16 protein-coding genes are annotated in these 19,553 nt (G+C 40.5%); 6 read left to right on the top strand and 10 right to left on the bottom strand.

From position 1 onward, the window contains the following. Positions 1 to 36: 36 nt before the first annotated feature. From GAB14E_RS07460 to GAB14E_RS0123225, 5 genes are all read right to left on the bottom strand, one after another. Positions 37 to 3,162: an efflux RND transporter permease subunit gene (locus GAB14E_RS07460; RefSeq protein WP_033083203.1), complete on the bottom strand. Its 3,126-nt coding sequence runs from the start codon at positions 3,160 to 3,162 to the stop codon at positions 37 to 39. Beyond that, the gene (locus tag GAB14E_RS07465) at positions 3,162 to 4,907 is read right to left on the bottom strand and encodes an efflux RND transporter periplasmic adaptor subunit (RefSeq protein WP_033083202.1); all 1,746 of its coding nucleotides are present in this window, start codon (positions 4,905 to 4,907) and stop codon (positions 3,162 to 3,164) included. Before GAB14E_RS07465 ends, GAB14E_RS07460 begins: the two co-directional genes overlap by 1 nt. Further along, complete coding sequence (locus GAB14E_RS07470) at positions 4,907 to 6,304, bottom strand: TolC family protein (RefSeq protein WP_052093840.1); 1,398 nt, start codon at positions 6,302 to 6,304, stop codon at positions 4,907 to 4,909. The genes GAB14E_RS07465 and GAB14E_RS07470 overlap by 1 nt, the downstream gene beginning before the upstream one ends. Further along, on the bottom strand, positions 6,304 to 6,870 hold the full coding sequence (locus tag GAB14E_RS07475) for a DUF411 domain-containing protein (RefSeq protein ID WP_033083201.1): 567 nt from the start codon (positions 6,868 to 6,870) through the stop codon (positions 6,304 to 6,306). The genes GAB14E_RS07470 and GAB14E_RS07475 overlap by 1 nt, the downstream gene beginning before the upstream one ends. Positions 6,871 to 7,056: 186 nt before the next feature. Next, complete coding sequence (locus GAB14E_RS0123225) at positions 7,057 to 7,455, bottom strand: CopL family metal-binding regulatory protein (RefSeq protein ID WP_156115753.1); 399 nt, start codon at positions 7,453 to 7,455, stop codon at positions 7,057 to 7,059. 158 nt (positions 7,456 to 7,613) lie between these two features. On the opposite strand from GAB14E_RS0123225, the gene GAB14E_RS07480 reads away from it, so the two are divergent. The 5 genes from GAB14E_RS07480 to GAB14E_RS07500 all read left to right on the top strand — a co-directional run bounded on the left by GAB14E_RS07480 (position 7,614) and on the right by GAB14E_RS07500 (position 10,664). Continuing rightward, positions 7,614 to 8,036, top strand: a complete 423-nt coding sequence (locus tag GAB14E_RS07480; protein ID WP_033083199.1) for a hypothetical protein — start codon at positions 7,614 to 7,616, stop codon at positions 8,034 to 8,036. Between the two features lie 263 nt (positions 8,037 to 8,299). Continuing rightward, positions 8,300 to 8,608, top strand: a complete 309-nt coding sequence (locus tag GAB14E_RS07485; RefSeq protein WP_052093837.1) for a hypothetical protein — start codon at positions 8,300 to 8,302, stop codon at positions 8,606 to 8,608. 224 nt (positions 8,609 to 8,832) lie between these two features. Beyond that, entirely contained in the window at positions 8,833 to 9,183 is a 351-nt protein-coding gene (locus GAB14E_RS07490) for a copper resistance CopC family protein (protein ID WP_033083198.1), read from the top strand. A gap of 74 nt (positions 9,184 to 9,257) precedes the next feature. Then, positions 9,258 to 10,136 carry a copper resistance D family protein gene (locus tag GAB14E_RS07495; RefSeq protein WP_033083197.1) on the top strand — a complete coding sequence of 293 codons (879 nt, stop codon included), beginning with the start codon at positions 9,258 to 9,260 and terminating at the stop codon, positions 10,134 to 10,136. 48 nt (positions 10,137 to 10,184) lie between these two features. After that, positions 10,185 to 10,664 carry a YybH family protein gene (locus GAB14E_RS07500; RefSeq protein WP_052093836.1) on the top strand — a complete coding sequence of 160 codons (480 nt, stop codon included), beginning with the start codon at positions 10,185 to 10,187 and terminating at the stop codon, positions 10,662 to 10,664. A 149-nt stretch (positions 10,665 to 10,813) separates the two neighbouring features. On the opposite strand, the gene ilvA is transcribed toward GAB14E_RS07500, so the two are convergent. The 5 genes from ilvA to ilvG form a co-directional block, all read right to left on the bottom strand. Next, complete coding sequence (gene ilvA / locus GAB14E_RS07505; protein WP_033083196.1) at positions 10,814 to 12,385, bottom strand: threonine ammonia-lyase, biosynthetic; 1,572 nt, start codon at positions 12,383 to 12,385, stop codon at positions 10,814 to 10,816. 173 nt (positions 12,386 to 12,558) lie between these two features. Further along, positions 12,559 to 14,418 carry a dihydroxy-acid dehydratase gene (ilvD, locus tag GAB14E_RS07510; protein WP_033083195.1) on the bottom strand — a complete coding sequence of 620 codons (1,860 nt, stop codon included), beginning with the start codon at positions 14,416 to 14,418 and terminating at the stop codon, positions 12,559 to 12,561. Positions 14,419 to 14,587: 169 nt separating this feature from the next. After that, entirely contained in the window at positions 14,588 to 15,514 is a 927-nt protein-coding gene (locus GAB14E_RS07515; RefSeq protein ID WP_033083194.1) for a branched-chain amino acid transaminase, read from the bottom strand. 94 nt (positions 15,515 to 15,608) lie between these two features. Beyond that, entirely contained in the window at positions 15,609 to 15,887 is a 279-nt protein-coding gene (gene ilvM, locus GAB14E_RS07520; protein ID WP_033083193.1) for an acetolactate synthase 2 small subunit, read from the bottom strand. 1 nt (position 15,888) lies between these two features. Next, the gene (gene ilvG, locus GAB14E_RS07525; protein ID WP_033083192.1) at positions 15,889 to 17,553 is read right to left on the bottom strand and encodes an acetolactate synthase 2 catalytic subunit; all 1,665 of its coding nucleotides are present in this window, start codon (positions 17,551 to 17,553) and stop codon (positions 15,889 to 15,891) included. Positions 17,554 to 18,006: 453 nt separating this feature from the next. On the opposite strand from ilvG, the gene GAB14E_RS07530 reads away from it, so the two are divergent. Then, positions 18,007 to 19,530, top strand: coding sequence for a YifB family Mg chelatase-like AAA ATPase (locus tag GAB14E_RS07530; RefSeq protein WP_033083191.1), 1,524 nt, complete (start codon positions 18,007 to 18,009; stop codon positions 19,528 to 19,530). The last annotated feature ends 23 nt before the right edge of the window (positions 19,531 to 19,553 follow it).

The following is a 19,553-nucleotide window of genomic DNA, read 5'->3' as shown; positions in this document are numbered from 1 at the left end:
TGCTATGAACGCTAATTAGTGTTTCTCTATATTAACCTATAACTGTTTAATATTACTGCTGCGCCATAAATAATACAATGCAGGCAAAATAAGTAAAGTTAATAACATTGCACTTGCCATGCCACCAACCATGGGGGCGGCAATACGGCTCATCACTTCCGAGCCAGTACCACTGCCATATAATATTGGCAGTAAACCAACAATAACAGTACCGCCGGTCATCATAATAGGCCTTATTCTTAATCCTGCTCCATGAAGTACCGCTTGTAATACTTCTGCCTTAGTAGTCGCCTTTCCTTGTGCGGCATTATCCGCTAATAATGCATGATAAGCTTGGTTCAAATACACCAGCATAATAACGCCAATTTCCACTGCAACACCTGCTAGGGCAATAAAGCCAACCCCTACAGCAACTGAGAAGTTAAAACCTTGTAAGTACATTAGCCAAATACTACCGACCATTGCCAGCGGTAGTGTGCCCAATATCATCGCCACTTCGATAACATTACGAAAGTTTAAATAGAGTAATACTATGATAATGGCTAACGTTAATGGAACAACATAAGTCAGTTTAGCTTTTGCTCGCTGCATGTACTCATATTGACCCGCCCAGGCAATAGAATAACCTGCCGGTAATTTTAGCTGTGCATCAACTACCAGCTGAGCATTTTCTACATAAGTACCAACGTCTACGCCTTCTATATCGATAAAAGCCCAGCCATTTAAGCGGGCATTTTCTGATTTAATGCCCGGTGGACCATCTTCAATAAATATATGGGCAACATCACCCAGAGAAATACGCTGGCCATTTGGCGTAACTATCGGCAATAGTGACAACTGCTCAGGGGAATTACGGTAATCTTGCGGATAACGTAAACTCACCGGATAACGTTCTAAACCCTCAACGGTATTCGTTACATTCATACCGCCAATAGCTGTGGCGACAACTTGCTGAATATCACTAATATATAAACCATAACGGGCAGCCTTGCCACGCTGAATATCAACTTTGATATAACGACCGCCCGCTACGCGTTCAGAATAAACTGAAGCTGTGCCGGGTACGTCAGCTAAAATAACTTCCAGTTGTTGTCCTATTTCTTGAATAACATCGAGTTTAGGTCCAGCTATTTTGATACCTACCGGCGTTTTAATGCCTGTTGCTAACATGTCGATGCGTGTTTTTATTGGCATGACCCAAGCATTGGTGACTCCAGGTAATTTCACTAAGTCATCAAGTTCTTTTTTCAAGCTGGCGGTAGTAACGCCTTCGCGCCATTCACTTTTTGGCTTTAATTGGATGAAGGTTTCTATCATGGTTAAGGGTGCAGGATCCGTTGCTGTTTCAGCGCGGCCGACTTTACCAAAAACAGTTTTCACTTCAGGTACCGTTTTAATAAGCTTATCAGTTTGTTGTAATAACTGCCTTGCTTGGCCAATAGAAATGCCCGGATAGGTGGTCGGCATATACATCAAGTCGCCTTCATCAAGAGGCGGAATAAATTCACTACCAATTTTATCAAGCGGATATAAACCTATGAGTAGCACTACAACTGCGGCAGATAAGGTCACTTTAGGGAAACTTAACACTGCTTTGAGTGCCGGCATATATAACGCCGTTAAGAACTTATTGACTGGATTTTTATGTTCAGCAAGTACTTTACCGCGAATAAAGTAGCCCATTAATACCGGCACTAAAGTAATAGCTAAAGCTGCTGAGGCCGCCATGGCATAAGTTTTGGTGTAAGCCAGTGGTGAAAACATTCGACCTTCTTGTGCCTCAAGCGTGAAAACAGGTACAAAACTAACGGTGATAATCAGCAAGCTAAAAAACAGTGCCGGACCTACTTCACAAGCGGCATCGATAACTATTTTCCAGCGATTTTCATCAGTGAGTGGTGTTTTCTCCATATGTTTGTGCATGTTTTCAATCATGACTATAGCGCCATCAACCATGGCACCAATAGCAATAGCAATGCCGCCCAATGACATAATATTAGCGTTTAAACCTTGAGCATGCATAACAATAAATGCCGTTAAAATACCGACAGGTATGCTAATTATCACCACTAAAGACGAGCGTAAATGGAACAGAAAAATAACACACACTAAAGCAACAACCGCAAACTCTTCTAATAGTTTCATCGCAAGATTTTCGACTGCGCGCTCAATAAGCGATGATCTGTCATAAACGGGCACAATTTCTACACCATCAGGTAGACCTTTTTTCAACTGCTCAAGTTTTGCTTTTACGCCTTTAATTACTTCTTGGGCATTTTCGCCAAAGCGCATCACCACAATACCGCCGACGGCTTCACCTTCACCATTAAGCTCAGCAATGCCACGACGCATTTGCGGTCCTGTGCCAATTTGTGCAACATCTTTTAATAATAAAGGTGTGCCATTTTCATTGACACCAAGCGGGATGTTTTCAAGATCTTCTACACTCTTGATGTAACCTGTGGCGCGCACCATATATTCGGCTTCGGCCATTTCTACTACCGAAGCGCCAATTTCTTGGTTACCTTGTTTGATTGCTGTTTGAATCAGGGATAAAGGAATACCAAAGGCGCGTAATTTATCGGGATCAATTTGTACTTGGTATTGTTTGACCATGCCACCGAGTGCGGTAACTTCAGACACTCCCTTTACTGTTTGTAGTTCAAACTTCAAAAACCAATCTTGCAAACTACGCAGCTGGCTGAGATCATGTTGACCGGTTTTATCAACCAATGCATAGAGATATACCCAACCCACGCCTGTTGCATCAGGGCCTAATTGTGGTTTAGCATCGCTTGGTAAATTCGGGGCTACTTGACTTAAATACTCTAAAACTCGCGAACGAGCCCAATAAAGGTCGGTATCTTCGTCGAAAATAACATAAACATAAGAATCGCCAAAAAAGGAATAACCCCGTACGGTTACCGCGCCAGGTACTGATAGCATAGCGGTGGTTAATGGATAAGTTACTTGATCTTCAACCACCTGTGGCGCTTGTCCTGGGTAACTCGTTTTAATAATAACTTGTACATCAGATAAGTCTGGCAGGGCATCAACGGGGGTGTTTTTTACTGAATATAAACCGACACCCACGAGGATCATGGTGGCGAGTATGACAAAAAATCGATTGTCTACCGACCAACGAATAATGGCAGCAATCATTATTTGTCTCCCTTAGTCATTTCATCGGACATTTCTTTTTTCATTGGCATAGCGCTAACAATAATAAACTCACCGTCTTGAATTTCAAAGGTAAACATTAAATACGCATCAACAGCAAAGAGTGTCATATCAACAAAGTCACTAACTGTGAAGTCAACAGTAGCTGCTGCTCTATCCCATTTTTCAATGGCCTCACGGTCGATAGTGACCATGCGGTGATCGGTCATCACCGATGTTACTGTTCCATTTACCGTGGCCCTGCTCACTGGCTTCTCACCATTTTGCTCAATTTTGATTATACGGTAATCGTTGTCGCTGGCTCTTTCAATTTCAACACGGATAGTCATATTAGTTTTTAGTTGAGATAAATCTACTGAGTCTAAGGCCGTAAAGTCCATGGTCATTTCTGGCCAGTCCCATGCGGGGATAGGGTCGTGAGTTAAAGTTAGCATCTTGTGATCTGGCATTAGGCTAATAATGCTGGCATCGACCCAGGCAGTGCTAGGTACAGTTTCATGGCTCATCCGTTTAAAGTCTGAGGTTTTACTTGATTCAGAGTCGAGTAAAAATTGCGCCGAGCTCACTACTTTTTCACCTGCGCTCAGACCAGATAATATTTCCACGTTGTCACTATCAAACCGTCCGACACTAACGGCGACAGATTTAAAGTTGCCTTCACCTAAAGCTAATACCACACGGTCTTGATTACCCGTGCGAATGAGCGCCTCTTTTGGAATTAATAGCGCTTTTTCATTGCTGCTGGTATGAATAATGATTTGGGCAAACATGTTGGGTTTGAACTCGCCATTTTCATTGTCAAAGCGCAACCTTACTTTTACCGTGCGAGTTTTCGCATCTAAGATAGGATAAACATAATCTATTTTTCCTTGCCAAGTTTTGCCAGGTAAATAATCTAAACTCATGGTCACTGCTGTACCTTGCGCCACTTGATTTGATTGGCGTTCAAATACTTCTGCTACCACCCAAACTTGTGATAAGTCACCGATAGACATTAAGGTTGAACCGGGCTTTACAAAAAATCCTTCACGTATTTTTAGGTCTTTAATAACGCCATTTTGTGGTGAAAAAAAGGTGATATTTTGTTGAACCTTACGCGTTTTTTTAAGACTTTTAATCGCTGATTTAGGTAATTGCAGTGCCACTAAGCGATTTTCTGCCGCAGTAATTAAACGACGATTTTTTCTGTCTAAGGCAAGTAAAAACTCTTCTTGGGCATTGACGAGTTCAGGGGAATAAATGTTGTATAGCGGCTGGCCTTTCTTAACGGGATCGCCAATAGCCTTCACATATAACTTTTCAATCCAACCTTCTACTCTGGGATGAATATGTACTAAACTATCTTCATCATAGGTCACATAACCTACGGTATCTATTTGTGTATGCAGCGTTTTAACTTCAGCATTAACTGTACGCACGCCAAGGTTATTAATAACATTCGCTGAAATACGAATTGTACCAGCCCCTTCATCGGGCCCTGCACCATCACCACCATAATAGGCAATTAAATCCATGCCCATGGGTGACTTGCCGGGTTTATCGCGACGATAGTTGGCATCCATAGGGGCAACCCAATAGAGTGGCTGCTTTTCACTGCTGGCGTTATGGTCTGTATTTGTTCCGTCATCTGCTGGTATTAATATTGTGTAAGCCAGTAGAGTAAGGGCTGAACCAGTGATTAAGCCAAATAGGCTGGCTTTAAGTGTTGAAGATTTTGCTGCTGTCATTATTTTTCTCCCGCTATTCTATTGGTGGTACTTAACGAGCCAACAAATAAGTAATTTAATTCCAAGATGATTTTTTGCTCTGCGACCTGAATGACTAAATCGTCAATTTGCGCATTGAGCACGGCAATGCGTGAGCGCACTACTTCAGCAAAGTCACCGTCGTCATTTGTATAAGCAGTTAATGATGCTTCTGCTTGATCATGAACTTGTGGTAATAATCGCATTTTGTAGAGTGATTTTCGTTCTTCTAAGCGTAATAAACGGCCCTTGGCACTTGAATAGGCCCCAAGTAGTTGACGCAATAACAATATTTTTTCAGTTTTAACCGCTTCCGTTTTTGAAATGGCGGACTTTACTGCCATATCTTGACGGTTTTCAGTAAATAGCGGCAAATCGAAGGTAACTCCGACAGAGAAAAAGTCTGCGCGACTATTACCCATAGGATCATCATCACGATACCCATAGCTGGCATTAACTCCCCACTCCGGCTGGAACTGCTGCTCGGCTAAGTTAATACCTGTTTTAGTCGCCGATATTTTTTTATCGATAGCAAATACTGCCGGGTGATTAGCAAAGTGTTTAGCTAAAACCTCAACAGACAACCAAGTTTTGCTATAGACCAGCTTATTATTGAATAAATCAAGCTGAGGCAACTCTTTTGCTAATTGCATGTTGTGTAATTGACTGATGGCATCTTGCTTGTTATTGACGGTAAAAGCCGTCGATAGCCATTGTGACAACATGCCTAAATAAGCATTTTGCTGCTGCGCTAATATATCTAACCTGTCATCAAGGCGAGTTAACTCAAGTTGCGCACGCACGATATCTTGTTGGCGGGTTTTCCCTAGCGTGGATGAATAGCTGGCCTGAGCAACATCGGCTAATTGCTCAAACAAGGATCGATTCTTTTCAATAAGCGCAATGCTTTGCTGAACTCTATAAGCATCAAGCCACAAACTGCCAACGGTAACGGCAACTTTCGCTTCTCTATCGGCACGTTGAAAAGGGTACGCTTCACTTTCAATGCGTAACTGTTGATTTTTAATGGCTAGAGTATCGCCACGTGGAAACATTTGGGTAATGCCTACTTTTAACTGGGTCATGCCTTCTTGAGAAAAATCAAAACCATCGGTGGGTAAATTGGCCAGGCTAATAGACATTTTAGGATCTGACATAGTGCCTGCGGCATGGCTCAATGCTTCAACGGCTTGTTGCTGATGTTTATTTCCTGTTAGCCAAGGGTCATTTATTTGTGCAGTTTTCACAGCACTAGTAAAGGACCAAACTCGTTCATGGTTAGCCGAATGACTCGTCTGGCTAAAGGCTAAAAGCAAACTTAATGTTATGGCACTGGCAACTAAATTTTTCTTAGTATGCCTTAATTTGTCGAGGATCATTAGAACTGCTCCTGATAGTTATTCAGCTTGGCGTAAATTTCATAACTACCATCAGATTTTAGCAAAATGACTTGGTATGGCATAAATTTATCACCTACTTCCATACCTGGGCTACCAATTGGCATGGCTGGTACCGATAAACCAATAGAATTTTTGGGTGGTTTAGCTAAAAACTGATGAATGAATTTAGCCGGTACATGGCCTTCAAAAACAAAGCCATCTTTTGAAACCGCGGTATGGCATGAGCGATATTGTGGCTTTATACCTTTTGTACTTTTAAACGTTGATAAATCAGTTTGATTATAGGCTTTTGAGCTAAAACCATGTTGCTCAATATGGCTTAGCCATTTTTCGCAACACCCACATGTAGGGCTTTTATAAACTTCAAGCAGTGGTAGTGCTGTTGTGGTCTGACTTGGCTGTTTATCCGCTGAAATTTGACTATGTGTGTGTTCAGTAAGCACAGCTGTTTTTTCTGCTTGCTCACTGCAAGCACTAAGTAGCAGTATAAAACCGACAGTGGCTATGACTGTGTAAGCCTTAATAGGAAAAGAAAATGAATGCATAACTCCCTCCTAGGGGAATAATTTAACGATAATGAGTAGTTAAAATAATTTAATTACAGAGTAATGATTATTTTTTAAATATAACTATTTAAAAACCGTTTAACTTTGCACTGCTTAATTGTAAACCGATGAGGTTTACTGTTTTAAATTATTTAGCAGTAAAAGTTAGACGTAATGAGGCTGTGTTTAGCTCAGAATTGGAGGTCGATACAGAGAAGTAAGGGCTTGGCTAGTAACTAAAGCGCTACTGGAAACAATTTTGCTTGATATGGCAATATCTGGCGTGTAATGCATCACTGCTGAAAATGCCGATATGGTTGAGCAGCCACTGGTTAGGCAGTCGCACTCTTGTGTACAACATTCTTCAGTGGTAGTTGTTGATGCTGTTGTCATCATTTCTTCATTGCAATCAGTCATATTACTCATATTATGATGAGAGCTTGTCATTGATGAGATATCACTTACATTAGACATGGACTGCATACTTGTCATCTTATAAAACATAGTCATAGATGCCATTGATTGACCAATAAAGATCAAACAAAGCAGCAATACCATCAATGTTTTATTTATAAAAGTAGGCACAAGAAATACACAACTAGGCAATAAGAGTTTTTTATTTTAGCATCATTAAAAGTAATATATCAACAATTGAAAAATAGTACTCTTGCCATTTTCACCTTAGCTCAGGTAATATCAGTGTCTTTCAAATGAACAAAAATATTTTATAAATAAGGAATTTTATGCGTGGTGCTGGTGGTACGTCGGGCGGTTTAGGGCAATTTTTTATTGGCTTGGTAATGATGTGTGGTGGTTTTTATTTATTACTAAATGCTATTACGGTCAGTTCAAGTTTTGGTATGGGCATGCGCCTATATGGCTTCTCTGCGATGGGCGGTAGTTACAGCATAACTAGTGGTATGGTGATGATTCCTTTTATGTTTGGTGTCGGCATTATCTTCTATAACAGTAAAAATCCGATTGGCTGGGTGTTAGCGCTGGGTTCTATTACCGGTTTGATCTTTGGTGTAATTTCCTCGATTCGCTTTAGCATGAGAACGATGACATCGTTTGATTTAATTGTCATTTTAGTTTTGGCAATGGGTGGTTTAGGTTTGTTCTTACGCTCGTTAAAAAAAATTGATGCGGCCATTCCTGCTGAGTAATAGTGATTAATTAAGTAATATCTTTAGTCCGATATTTAAGAACTGTTTACCTGCTGTTTTGATTAACTTTAGTCATGTATTAGGCTTAATGAGTTAACGTTCATTCGTTTCAATTTGTCTTACTGCAGGTAAAATTTTCTTGAATGCCGTAATTTTTTGTGTAACATAAAAGTGATTTTTATTCTTCGTGAGTTATCATGTTCCCTACTATCACTAAAGCCATAATGGTGTTGCTACTGTGTTTGACCTTTCTCGGTCAAGTCATGGCTACTAGCCTTATGCCTTATCAGATGATGAGTATGAATGCAGATAATAAACAGGAACAACCTCATAATATGGCAATGATGGTCCACAGTGCTGATCAAATGGCGAGTGATGGTGATAATCCTACTATGGATTGCTGCGCAAATGACTGTAGTTGTTTAATTGGTGGTTGTTCAACTTTAGCCTTATTGACCAAAATTTCCCAAACAGAGCTAAATCTGACTTCTTCTTCGAAGATACTGTCCATTGCTACCTTAGCGCTCAGCCAACATTTAACCTGCCTATACCGACCGCCAATATTTAGCTAAATAGAGCATAAATGTGTCCAGAATTTGGACCATTTACTACTAGTTTGTATCAGGCACTTTGATTACTAAGTTAATTCAATATCTGTCATCAGCTTCTGCCTGCTAACTTACCTTGTGGTAATGCTTTTTGCCGCTCTTTAAACCAATATTAGTACTAAAATTACTTATAACACTGCATGTTATGGCAGTACGTTTACTTTGTTAAGCAACACCTAGGAACACACATGAATCCTCTTAAATTATTACTTACGATCACTTTATTATTTATTTCATCATCGGTATTAGCCCACGCAGACTTAAAAACTTCATTACCAAAAGACGGCGCTATGCTAATGGCAAGCCCCAAAGTATTGCAGTTAGTTTTTACTAAAGATGTCCGCTTAGTGAAACTTACCCTTGCTGATAAAAGTGGTGCTCTTATCCCTCTTGAATTTAAACCTTCGACAAAAGCATCGGCTAATTACAGTCTAGCTTTACCCCTATTACCTAGCAGCAACTACCAAGTTACTTGGACTATTATGGGGAAAGATGCACATAAAATGAAAGGCAAGTTTGCCTTTATGGTTCATGGCTAGACTAATACTAAGGCTATGAAAAATCATAAAGATAATCAATCAAATGACCAGCAAAGTCATTAGGAGTTTATAAGATGGAAATATCGTCTTGGGACATCACAATTATCATCAGTAAAATGATGATATATATTGGCATATCTGGCTCTGTTGGTGGTGTTTTCATCTATTGGCTAGTTATCAAAAGAGCATACCCATTCAATTTACGCCAGCACTGTCGACTGATGATATTCACTGGCATCGTCGGCACACTGTTGAATTTCTCTATGCAAGTGGGGGCTTTTGCCGAATCAGGAATATTAGGGGTTCTTGACCCCTTTTATAACTCCTTGTTGTGGCAATCTAATGCAGGGGAGGCACTTTTATATCGCATTGTAGGCTTGCTACTGGCATTAATTGCAGTGACTAAGGGCATAGTAACTGGGCAATATCGCAGGGTGTTTTTAGTTACTTTAACTTTAAGTTCTCTATTGCTGGTGCGTTCGTTCAGTGTTATTGGCCATACCGCAGAGATGAATTTGGCTAGTCAATTTTTACTGAATTTACATGTGCTGCTAGTTTTCTGCTGGTTAGGCTCTCTTTGGCCGCTTTGGAAAGCATGTGGGGTTCTATCAACAGCTGTTTTGCATAATGTTATGCAGCAGTTTGGTTACTATGCCAGCTATATGGTGTTGCTATTAATACTTTGTGGCTTAATAGTGGCATATCAACTGCTTGGTTCAATAAATAGCTTGTTGTTTACTAGTTACGGGCAAAGTTTTTTACTAAAACTTGCTTTAGTTTTTGGCATATTACTGATCGCTGCCCATCATAAATTTAACTTGGTAGCTAAGCTGATAAAAAGCGAGCAGGGTAAACAAGCCTTGGCTCGTTCCATTCAATGGGAGATGATTTTAGCCTTGTGTATTTTACTGACAACCACCTGGCTTACTACTGTCGTTGGACCTGATCACTAAAATAAAACACAAAATAAAAATTAAAATTTACACAAAAGAGAGAACTTAATGAAAAGTTATAAATTACTATGTTTCACTGTGCTATTTACCGTCCTAGTACCGGCCAGTTATGCTCATGAAGATGCTAAAAAAGAACAGATTAAGCCAAGCCTATTTATTGGTGTCGACTCTATGCCGGCGAAGGTCGTTAAACGTTTTCATCATGCACTAAGGACAAGCGACAAAGTTACTGCACGTCAGTTACTCGCCGACGAGGTACAAATATTTGAAGGTGGTGGAGTAGAGCGCTCTGCTGATGAATACGCCAGCCATCATATGCTGTCCGATATGAAATATCTTGCCGCGATAAAGAGTAAAACTTTAGAACATAATGTAAAGATTATGGGTAACAGTGCTGTCTCTATGTCTCGTAGCCAAACTACCGGAACATATAAAGGCAAAGAGCAGAATTACCAAAGTATGGAAACGATAGTGTTAGAAAAACAACAGGGTGAGTGGAAGATCGTCCGTATTCATTGGTCTAACTAATAAGCTAACTAAGTGGAATACATTATCTGAGTTGGTTTAGCTATTATTTTGATTAAACGATAGCTTTAATTCCTAGGCAATAGAATAACTATTGCCTAGGAAGATATCTTGAGTTAACCGCAACTATCAAACTAGCGATAGCAGGCTGTTTAATTCAAAAAGGTTTGATAAGCAAGATTATCGGTTTCTTCTTGCCATTGATAGCCAAGAGCATCAAGATGCTGGAAAAATTCAGTTTGCTGATTTTTCTCCAGATCAAACCCTGCCAGTACTTGACCAAAGGCAGCACCATGGTTACGGTAATGAAATAGTGTGATATTCCAATGTTCACCCATAGCAGCTAAGAACTTTTCTAGTGCACCCGGATGTTCAGGAAACTCAAAACTAAACAAACGTTCATCATTCTGTTCAATGTTGCTCTTAGAAGCCGAATTCGCGCTTTTACCGCCGATCATGTAGCGAACATGTAATTTAGCTAATTCATTGTCGGTAAAGTCACGTACTTGGTAATTAGATTTCACTAAGCCTTGTAGTAACTCTTGTCGTTCTTGCACACTACCACCTAAACGCACACCAACAAAAATTTCAGCGCTAGGTTTACCTGAATAACGGTAGTTGAATTCGGTAATGGCACGATTACCTATGGCTTGGCAAAATTGTTTAAAACTGCCTTTCTTTTCAGGAATAGTAACCGCTAATATAGCTTCTTTCTTTTCGCCTAGTTCACAGCGCTCAGAGACATAACGTAAGGTATGAAAATTCATATTAGCGCCAGAAAGTATGGCCGCTAAAGATTCTTCTCCTTTACTTGTCAGACAATACTTCTGTAGACCTGCTAGAGATAGCGCCCCAGCAGGTTCTGCAATAACGCGGGTCTGTTCAAATATATCCTTAATTGACGCGCAAATTTCATCGGTGGATACCGTAATTACTTCATCACAATACTGCTGGATTAAGCCAAAGGTATGTTCACCAATACGCTTAACGGCAACACCGTCAGCAAATAAACCTACTTGATCAAGATCTACCGGTTTGCCAGCGGCAAGAGCTGCCTTTAAACAAGCTGAATCTTCGGCTTCAACACCTATGATTCTAGTTTTTGGACTAAGTTGTTTTAAATAAACAGCCATACCAGCGAGCAAACCGCCGCCGCCAACCGGAATAAATACTACATCGGCGTTTGGTAGTTGCTGCAAAAGCTCTTTCGCCACAGTGCCTTGGCCAGCAATTACTTCAACATCATCAAAAGGATGAATTAAGGTTTTATTTTCTGCTTGAGCGTATTCAACAGAAGCAAGTTGTGCTTCATTAAAACTATTACCCACTAAGCGTACTTCGCCGCCAAAACGTCTGACATTATCAACTTTAATATCAGGGGTAGTTTTAGGCATAACAATAGTCGCTTTGATACCAAGCTTATTAGCCGCTAATGCTAAACCTTGCGCATGATTTCCAGCTGAAGCAGCAATAACCCCATGAATACACTGCTCTTCAGTTAAACTATTGAGCTTGGTATAAGCGCCGCGTAATTTGAAAGAATGTACGGGTTGCTGATCTTCACGCTTGAGGTAAATTTGGTTATTCAAACGACTAGATAGTTTAGTTAACAGCGTTAGCTCTGTTTCTACTGCAACATCATAAACTGGCGCTAAAAGAATGCGGCGGAGGTAGTCAAGCTGCTCGGCCTGCTGAGCTAACAATGCTTGGCTTTGTGTTTCCATTATGTTTCAACCCTAAATTTTATTGGGAAAAATAAACAAACGAATGTCTACGCCTGTTTATTTTTAAGCCTTGTTATTAATCGACTAAACCATCAAGTAAGGCTCTGTTTCGAACAGCACCTTTATCGGTACTGGTTGCTCTTTAGCATTACTGTGCGTAGTTTTTATGATGATTAATCGATTAAACCATCAAGTAAGGCTCTATTTCGAACTGCACCTTTATCAGCACTTGTCGCTAGCATTGCGTAGTTTTTAAGTGCATAACTGATAGGGCGAACACGGTCAGCTGGTTTCCAAGCATTTTTACCTTTTGCTTCCATTGCTGCACGACGTTCCGCTAATACTTCATCACTTACGTTTAATGTAATCGCACGTGTTGGAATATCGATATGAATGATATCGCCTTGCTCAACTAGGGCGATAGTACCGCCACTACCTGCTTCAGGAGATACATGACCAATTGATAAACCTGAAGTACCACCAGAGAAACGGCCATCAGTTAATAAAGCACAGGCTTTACCTAACCCCATAGATTTTAAATAAGTAGTTGGGTATAGCATTTCTTGCATGCCAGGGCCGCCCTTAGGGCCTTCGTAACGAATAACAACTACTTCACCCGCAACAACTTTTTTGTCAAGGATTGCGGCAACTGCATCATCTTGGCTTTCAAAAATATGTGCAGGGCCAGTGAAGACTAAGTTATCATCACTAACACCAGCTGTTTTAACAACACAGCCATCAGGAGCAATGTTACCTGAAAGTACGGCTAAACCACCTTCCAAAGAGAAAGCGTTATCAATACTACGAATACAACCATTTTCGCGATCATCATCTAACGTGTCCCAACGACAATCTTGGCTAAACGCATGTGTCGTTCTTATGCCAGCAGGACCTGCACGGTAGAATTTTTTAATGTCTTCATCGTCAGTCAAGGTAATGTCATATTTAGCAATAACATCAGCCAAGGTGGTGCCAAGTACATTTGGCACATCTGTTTTCAATAAACCAGCACGAGATAACTCACCTAATATTGAAATAACACCACCGGCGCGATGCACATCTTCCATGTGATAATCAGGCGTAGACGGAGCAACCTTACATAATTGCGGCACAATGCGTGATAGCTTATCCATGTCTTCCATGGTGTAATCTATTTCAGCTTCTTGTGCTGTCGCAAGTAAATGCAAGATGGTATTGGTTGAGCCACCCATAGCGATATCTAAACACATAGCATTGTGTAAAGCGTCTTTACAGGCAATATTACGTGGCAATGCAGATTCATCGTTCTCTTGATAGTAACGTTTAGTTAAGTTAACGATTTCTTTACCAGCATCTAAAAATAATTTTTCTCTATCAGCATGTGTAGCCAACATTGAACCGTTACCCGGTAAGGCTAAACCTAATGCTTCTGCTAAACAATTCATTGAGTTGGCAGTGAACATGCCAGAACATGAACCACAGGTAGGACAGGCAGAACGTTCAATTTTATCACTGTCTTCATCACTTACGGTTGGATCCGCGCCTTTAATCATGGCATCAACTAAATCAAGTTTAATGATTTGGTCACTAAGTTTGGTTTTACCCGCTTCCATTGGTCCACCTGAAACAAAAATTACCGGGATGTTTAAGCGCATTGCCGCCATCATCATGCCGGGAGTGATTTTGTCACAGTTTGAGATACAAACCATGGCATCAGCACAATGAGCATTAACCATATATTCAACTGAATCGGCGATTAAGTCACGTGATGGTAAGCTGTAAAGCATACCGCTATGACCCATGGCAATACCGTCATCAACCGCAATGGTATTAAACTCTTTGGCAACACCACCTGCTTCTTCTATAGCACCGGCAACTAACTGACCCATATCTTTCAAATGCACATGACCAGGAACAAATTGAGTGAAAGAGTTGACTACTGCGATAATTGGTTTACCAAAATCGCCATCTGTCATGCCTGTTGCGCGCCATAGGGCACGAGCACCCGCCATATTACGGCCTTGGGTAGAAGTTGCAGATCTTAATTTAGGCATTGTTTGGGTATCCAAGTTAAAGGGAATAAATTTGATTGTTAAAAATATGACAAAAATTCTAGTAATACTTTTAAAAATTAAACTTAAAAACACTGATAAACTGCACATTAATGTTATTTTTTAGAGATAATAACATTAACGCGAAGAAAGATTATTTAGTTAGAGAATATTATGTAACAGGCTCTAACCAACCCCATTTATCTTCGGTGCTGCCATCAAAAATTCCGAAAAAGGCATCCTGTAAAGCTTTGGTAATAGGGCCACGAGAACCATTACCTACTGCTAAACCATCAACAGACTTAACCGGTACAATTTCAGTGGCTGTACCTGTCATAAAGAACTCGTCTGCAAGGTATAAAGCTTCGCGAGAGATACTTTCTTCACGAACTTCATAACCTAAATCCTTTGCCAAAATAAAGACGGCATCACGGGTTAAACCTTGTAAAATTGAAGCGGTTCCAGGCGGGGTATAAATAACCCCTTTTTTCACTAAAAATAAGTTTTGTCCTGCGCCTTCACTGATTTGATTGTTAACATCCATGGCAATACCTTCGGTGTAACCGTGGCGATTCGCTTCTGCTGAAATAAGCTGTGAAGATAAATAGTTACCACCAGCTTTTGCCGCAGTAGGCATAGTATTCGGCGCTAAGCGATTCCAACTTGAAACACCCACTTCAACACCATTTTCAATAGCATCAGCACCAAGGTATGCCTCCCAATTAAACGCAGCAATCATTAAGTCAGCTTTAGCGTCGGCAGGCGGACGAAGTCCCATACCAACATCCCCTAAAAAAGCTAATGGACGCAAATATGCAGTGTCTAGATTGTTTTTATTAACGGCGTCCTTACAAGCTTGAATGACTTCTTCAATAGTGTAAGGAATATCCATCCGATAAATTTTTGCAGAATCAAATAAACGTTCGATATGTTCAGTTAAGCGAAATATGCAGGTACCTTTAGGCGTTTTATAAGCACGTATGCCTTCAAAAACAGAAGAACCGTAATGCAGCGCATGGCTCATGACATGCACTGTAGCGTTTTGCCATGGCATAATTTCACCATTGAACCAAATATAATCTGCATGTACTTTAGCCATTACTTTTCCAAACTTTGTTAGGTTTATTTAAATTCATTTCAATACATATACTAAAATGAAATAACAGGAACTATGTTATATAAATTAGTCTTATCTAAGCACTGTGTTGTTGATTTGTCGCTGAACTATTGTCTACTTCAACACCTTTGATATCGATTAATTTGTTAATTTGATCGACAAGTAAAGAAATAGGACGTTCACTACTGACAGTCATGGTAATAGTAGCGATGTTATTACCGGTATTCACTTCAGCATTCATACCGTTAATAAGGAAGCCGCGATAACGTGTTACTTGTAAAATTCGCTCTAGCACTACTTGTTTATCATCAGCCATAATGATTAATTGATACTTATTTAGCGTAATAGCATTCATCTTATACACCCTCCATCATTTTATCGTTTGCAGTGTTAGGTGGCACTAACGGCCAAACATTTTCAGCTGAATCTATTTTTACTTGTAATAAGTAAGGACCATCATGGTCTAACATTTCTTTAACGGCAGCGTCTACTTCACTTTTTTTAGTGATTAGCTTGGCTTTTATCTCAAATGCTGTTGCTAACATGACAAAGTCAGGGTTATCTGACAGGTCAGTTTCGCTTAATCGGCCATCAAAAAATAGGTCTTGCCATTGACGAACCATACCTAGTTTCGCGTTATCAATTAGCACAACTTTTACCGGAATTTGGTAACGTTTAATGGTAGCCAATTCTTGAACATTCATCATGATTGAACCATCACCTGATACCGCAATAACGGTATCATGAGGACGTGAAATTTGTGCACCAATAGCCGCGGGCAAACCAAAGCCCATAGTCCCCATACCACCACTGGTTAAAAAGTTACTTGGGTCATCAAAGCTCATATGCTGTGCAGCCCACATTTGATGTTGACCAACATCTGTAGTGATACAAGTATTGCTTGGCATCAAATCGCTAACGGTTTTTAATACCGCAGGAGCAAAAATGTTTTCGCCTGGGTGATCATATCGCCAAGCAAAATCAGTGCTCATTTGTTGTAATTTTTGTTGCCAATCTGATATCTTTAAATCAGTTGTCAGTAAGGGTAAATTACCCTTTAAATCACCTAAAATAGCCGCATCAACTGCGCGTCGTTTATTAATTTCGGCAGTATCAATATCAAAATGAATTACTTTGGCATTCGGCGCAAATTCATCCAGTTTGCCAGTCACTCGGTCATCAAAACGAGCGCCAACTACCACCAATAAATCACATTGCTGAACAGCAATATTGGCTGTTTTTGTACCGTGCATACCTAACATACCAAGGTAGTTTTCATTGTCCGGATTAATTGCCCCTAGGCCCTTCAATGTTGAAACACTAGGCATACCTGTTTTTTCGGCAAAATCTCGTACTTCTTCTACCGCATTTGCCATACCAACACCACCACCTACATACAAAATAGGTTGCTTGGCATGAGTTAATAAATCAAGCGCTTTACTGATATCTGCAAGGGGTAACTTCACCTTGTTTTTTAAGTGAGAAAGTTTATCTAAACGTTGGGTAACTGCAGCTAGCTGTATATCTTTTGGAATATCAACAAGTACCGGCCCATGGCGACCTTCTAGTGCAATTTCAAAAGCTTGATGTAATACTTTTTCAAGCTCGTTAATATCAGTTACTTGGAAAGAATGCTTAGTACAAGCCAGTGACAAACCAAAAATATCAATCTCTTGGAAGGCATCACTACCCATTGCGGCTGTTGGTACTTGTCCGGTGATGGCAACAACCGGAATTGAATCAGCTAGTGCATCGGCAAGACCGGTAATCAAGTTTGTTGCGCCAGGTCCCGAGGTAGCGAAACAAACCCCAACGGTACCAGCAGCACGAGCATAACCAACAGCGGAAAATGCTGCTCCTTGCTCATGTCGGCACAGAAAATGTTTAACGTCACTGTCGTATAAAGCGTCATAAATTGGCATTATGGCGCCACCTGGATAGCCAAAAACATGCTGTACGCCATGTTCTTGTAGCACTTCAAATAATAATGAGCTGCCTGTTAACGTTTTACTCTCGGTCATGATGATTCCAATTTTTATCTTGTTAATATCGATATTTTCAGTGCTTTATATTTAATGAAAAATTCAATGTAAAGCTTAATAAAGTTTAGTAAAAAAGTGCTAAAAGAAAACCCTCGGTTCTTGCGAAGCGAGGGTTTGTAATTTGTTGGAATGCTTTTTCGTTAGCTCAACAAAACCCTCGAGATGATCTAATAATCACCACGACGAGAAGGTTAATAATAATTGAGTTAAGTTTATGCATTTTATCTCTTTGCCTGTTTTATTTTGCGCTGACTGATATTTATTTTTTATGCTCAGCCTCGCTTACTTATTAAATTAGTACCATAGCTCTAATCATTTGTGCAAGTTTTTTTGTTATAGCTTTTTTGTGCAGTAATTGAAAATAGGTAATAAACGCGTGCTCATCATATTTGAACTACACTGGAAAAAAGGAATCAATAAAATGGAATTTTTATGTCACTTTCTTGTGTATACAGTCGAGCTAGAATTGGTCTTGAATCACCCCTCGTTTCCGTAGAAGTTCACCTTGCCAATGGGCTACCGGCATTCAATATTGTTGGTTTACCAGAAGCCTCGGTCAAAGAGTCAAAAGATAGAGTACGCAGTGCGATTATCAATTGTGGTTATGAATTTCCGGCTAAACGAATAACCATCAACTTAGCACCGGCGGACTTACCCAAAGAGGGCGGGCGTTTTGACTTGCCTATTGCTGTCGGGATTCTTGCTGCCTCAGAACAGCTACCGCCAGTGGATTTATCCCAATATGAATTTGCTGGTGAACTTGCCTTATCAGGCGAACTACGCGCTATTGTAGGTGAAATTCCCGTGGCTATGGCATGCAGTCAAAGTCAGCGAACCTTGATAATCCCTAAACAAAATACCGAGCAAGCTAGTTGGGTGAAACAGGCTAAACTTCATGGCATTAGCCATTTAACCCAGCTATTCCCTCACTTTGCCGGTCAACAAGTTTTACCTCTAGTTATTGAGCCGGAAATTACCGAAGAGTTAACTGAGCAAATGCTTGATATGAGTGATGTTATGGGTCAACCCTTAGCAAAGCGTGCCTTAGAAATTGCCGCCAGTGGTGGCCATAATTTATTGTTTATCGGTCCACCGGGCACAGGAAAAACCATGTTAGCGAGTCGCTTGGCGGGAATTTTACCGCCAATGACGGAAGAAGAAGCTTTGCAAGTTGCTGCCATTCAATCGATTAGTAATCAGGATATTAGTCGTAAATCATGGTTTACCCGACCGTTTCGAGCTCCACATCATACGGCTTCGTCAGCTGCGTTAGTTGGAGGTGGCAGTCAGCCAAAACCTGGAGAAATTACCTTAGCGCACAATGGCGTGCTGTTTTTAGATGAATTGCCTGAGTTTGAGCGAAAAGTATTAGACGTATTACGTGAGCCGATGGAATCGGGTGAGGTTACTATTTCCAGAGCTTTACACAAGCAGTGTTTTCCAGCGCGCTTTCAACTGATTGCCGCGATGAACCCTAGCCCAACGGGATTTTATAACGATAAACGCAGTACGCCAGAGCAAGTATTAAGATATTTGAATCGGCTATCTGGACCGTTTCTTGACCGAATTGATATTCAAATTGAAGTGGCACGGTTGCCTCGAGGTACTTGGGCACAGAGCAGTCAAAAAAATGAAGCAAGTACGCAGATACAACAGCGAGTGCAAGCATGTAGGGCAATTCAGTTACAACGACAAGGTAAAGCTAATGCCCATATCAGTAGTCGAGAATTGAAACAATATTGCCGGTTAACTGCGGATGACAATGAATTTTTAGAGCTGGCGGTAGAAAAATTAGGTTTATCAACCCGAGCACACCATAAAATATTAAAAATTGCCCGTACGTTAGCCGATATGGAACAATCAGTCGAAATTCACCACAAGCATCTGACTGAAGCGTTATCATATCGAGCTATGGACAGACTGTTGCGTCACTTAACTAGCGCGATTGCCGTTTAACTCAATATAGCTAACATCTAAGA

The sequence above is a fragment of the Colwellia psychrerythraea genome (assembly GCF_000764185.1).
Classification (GTDB): domain Bacteria; phylum Pseudomonadota; class Gammaproteobacteria; order Enterobacterales; family Alteromonadaceae; genus Colwellia; species Colwellia psychrerythraea_B.
Note: the sequence above shows the minus strand (reverse complement) of the source record. Positions and strands in the feature narration are given on the sequence as shown.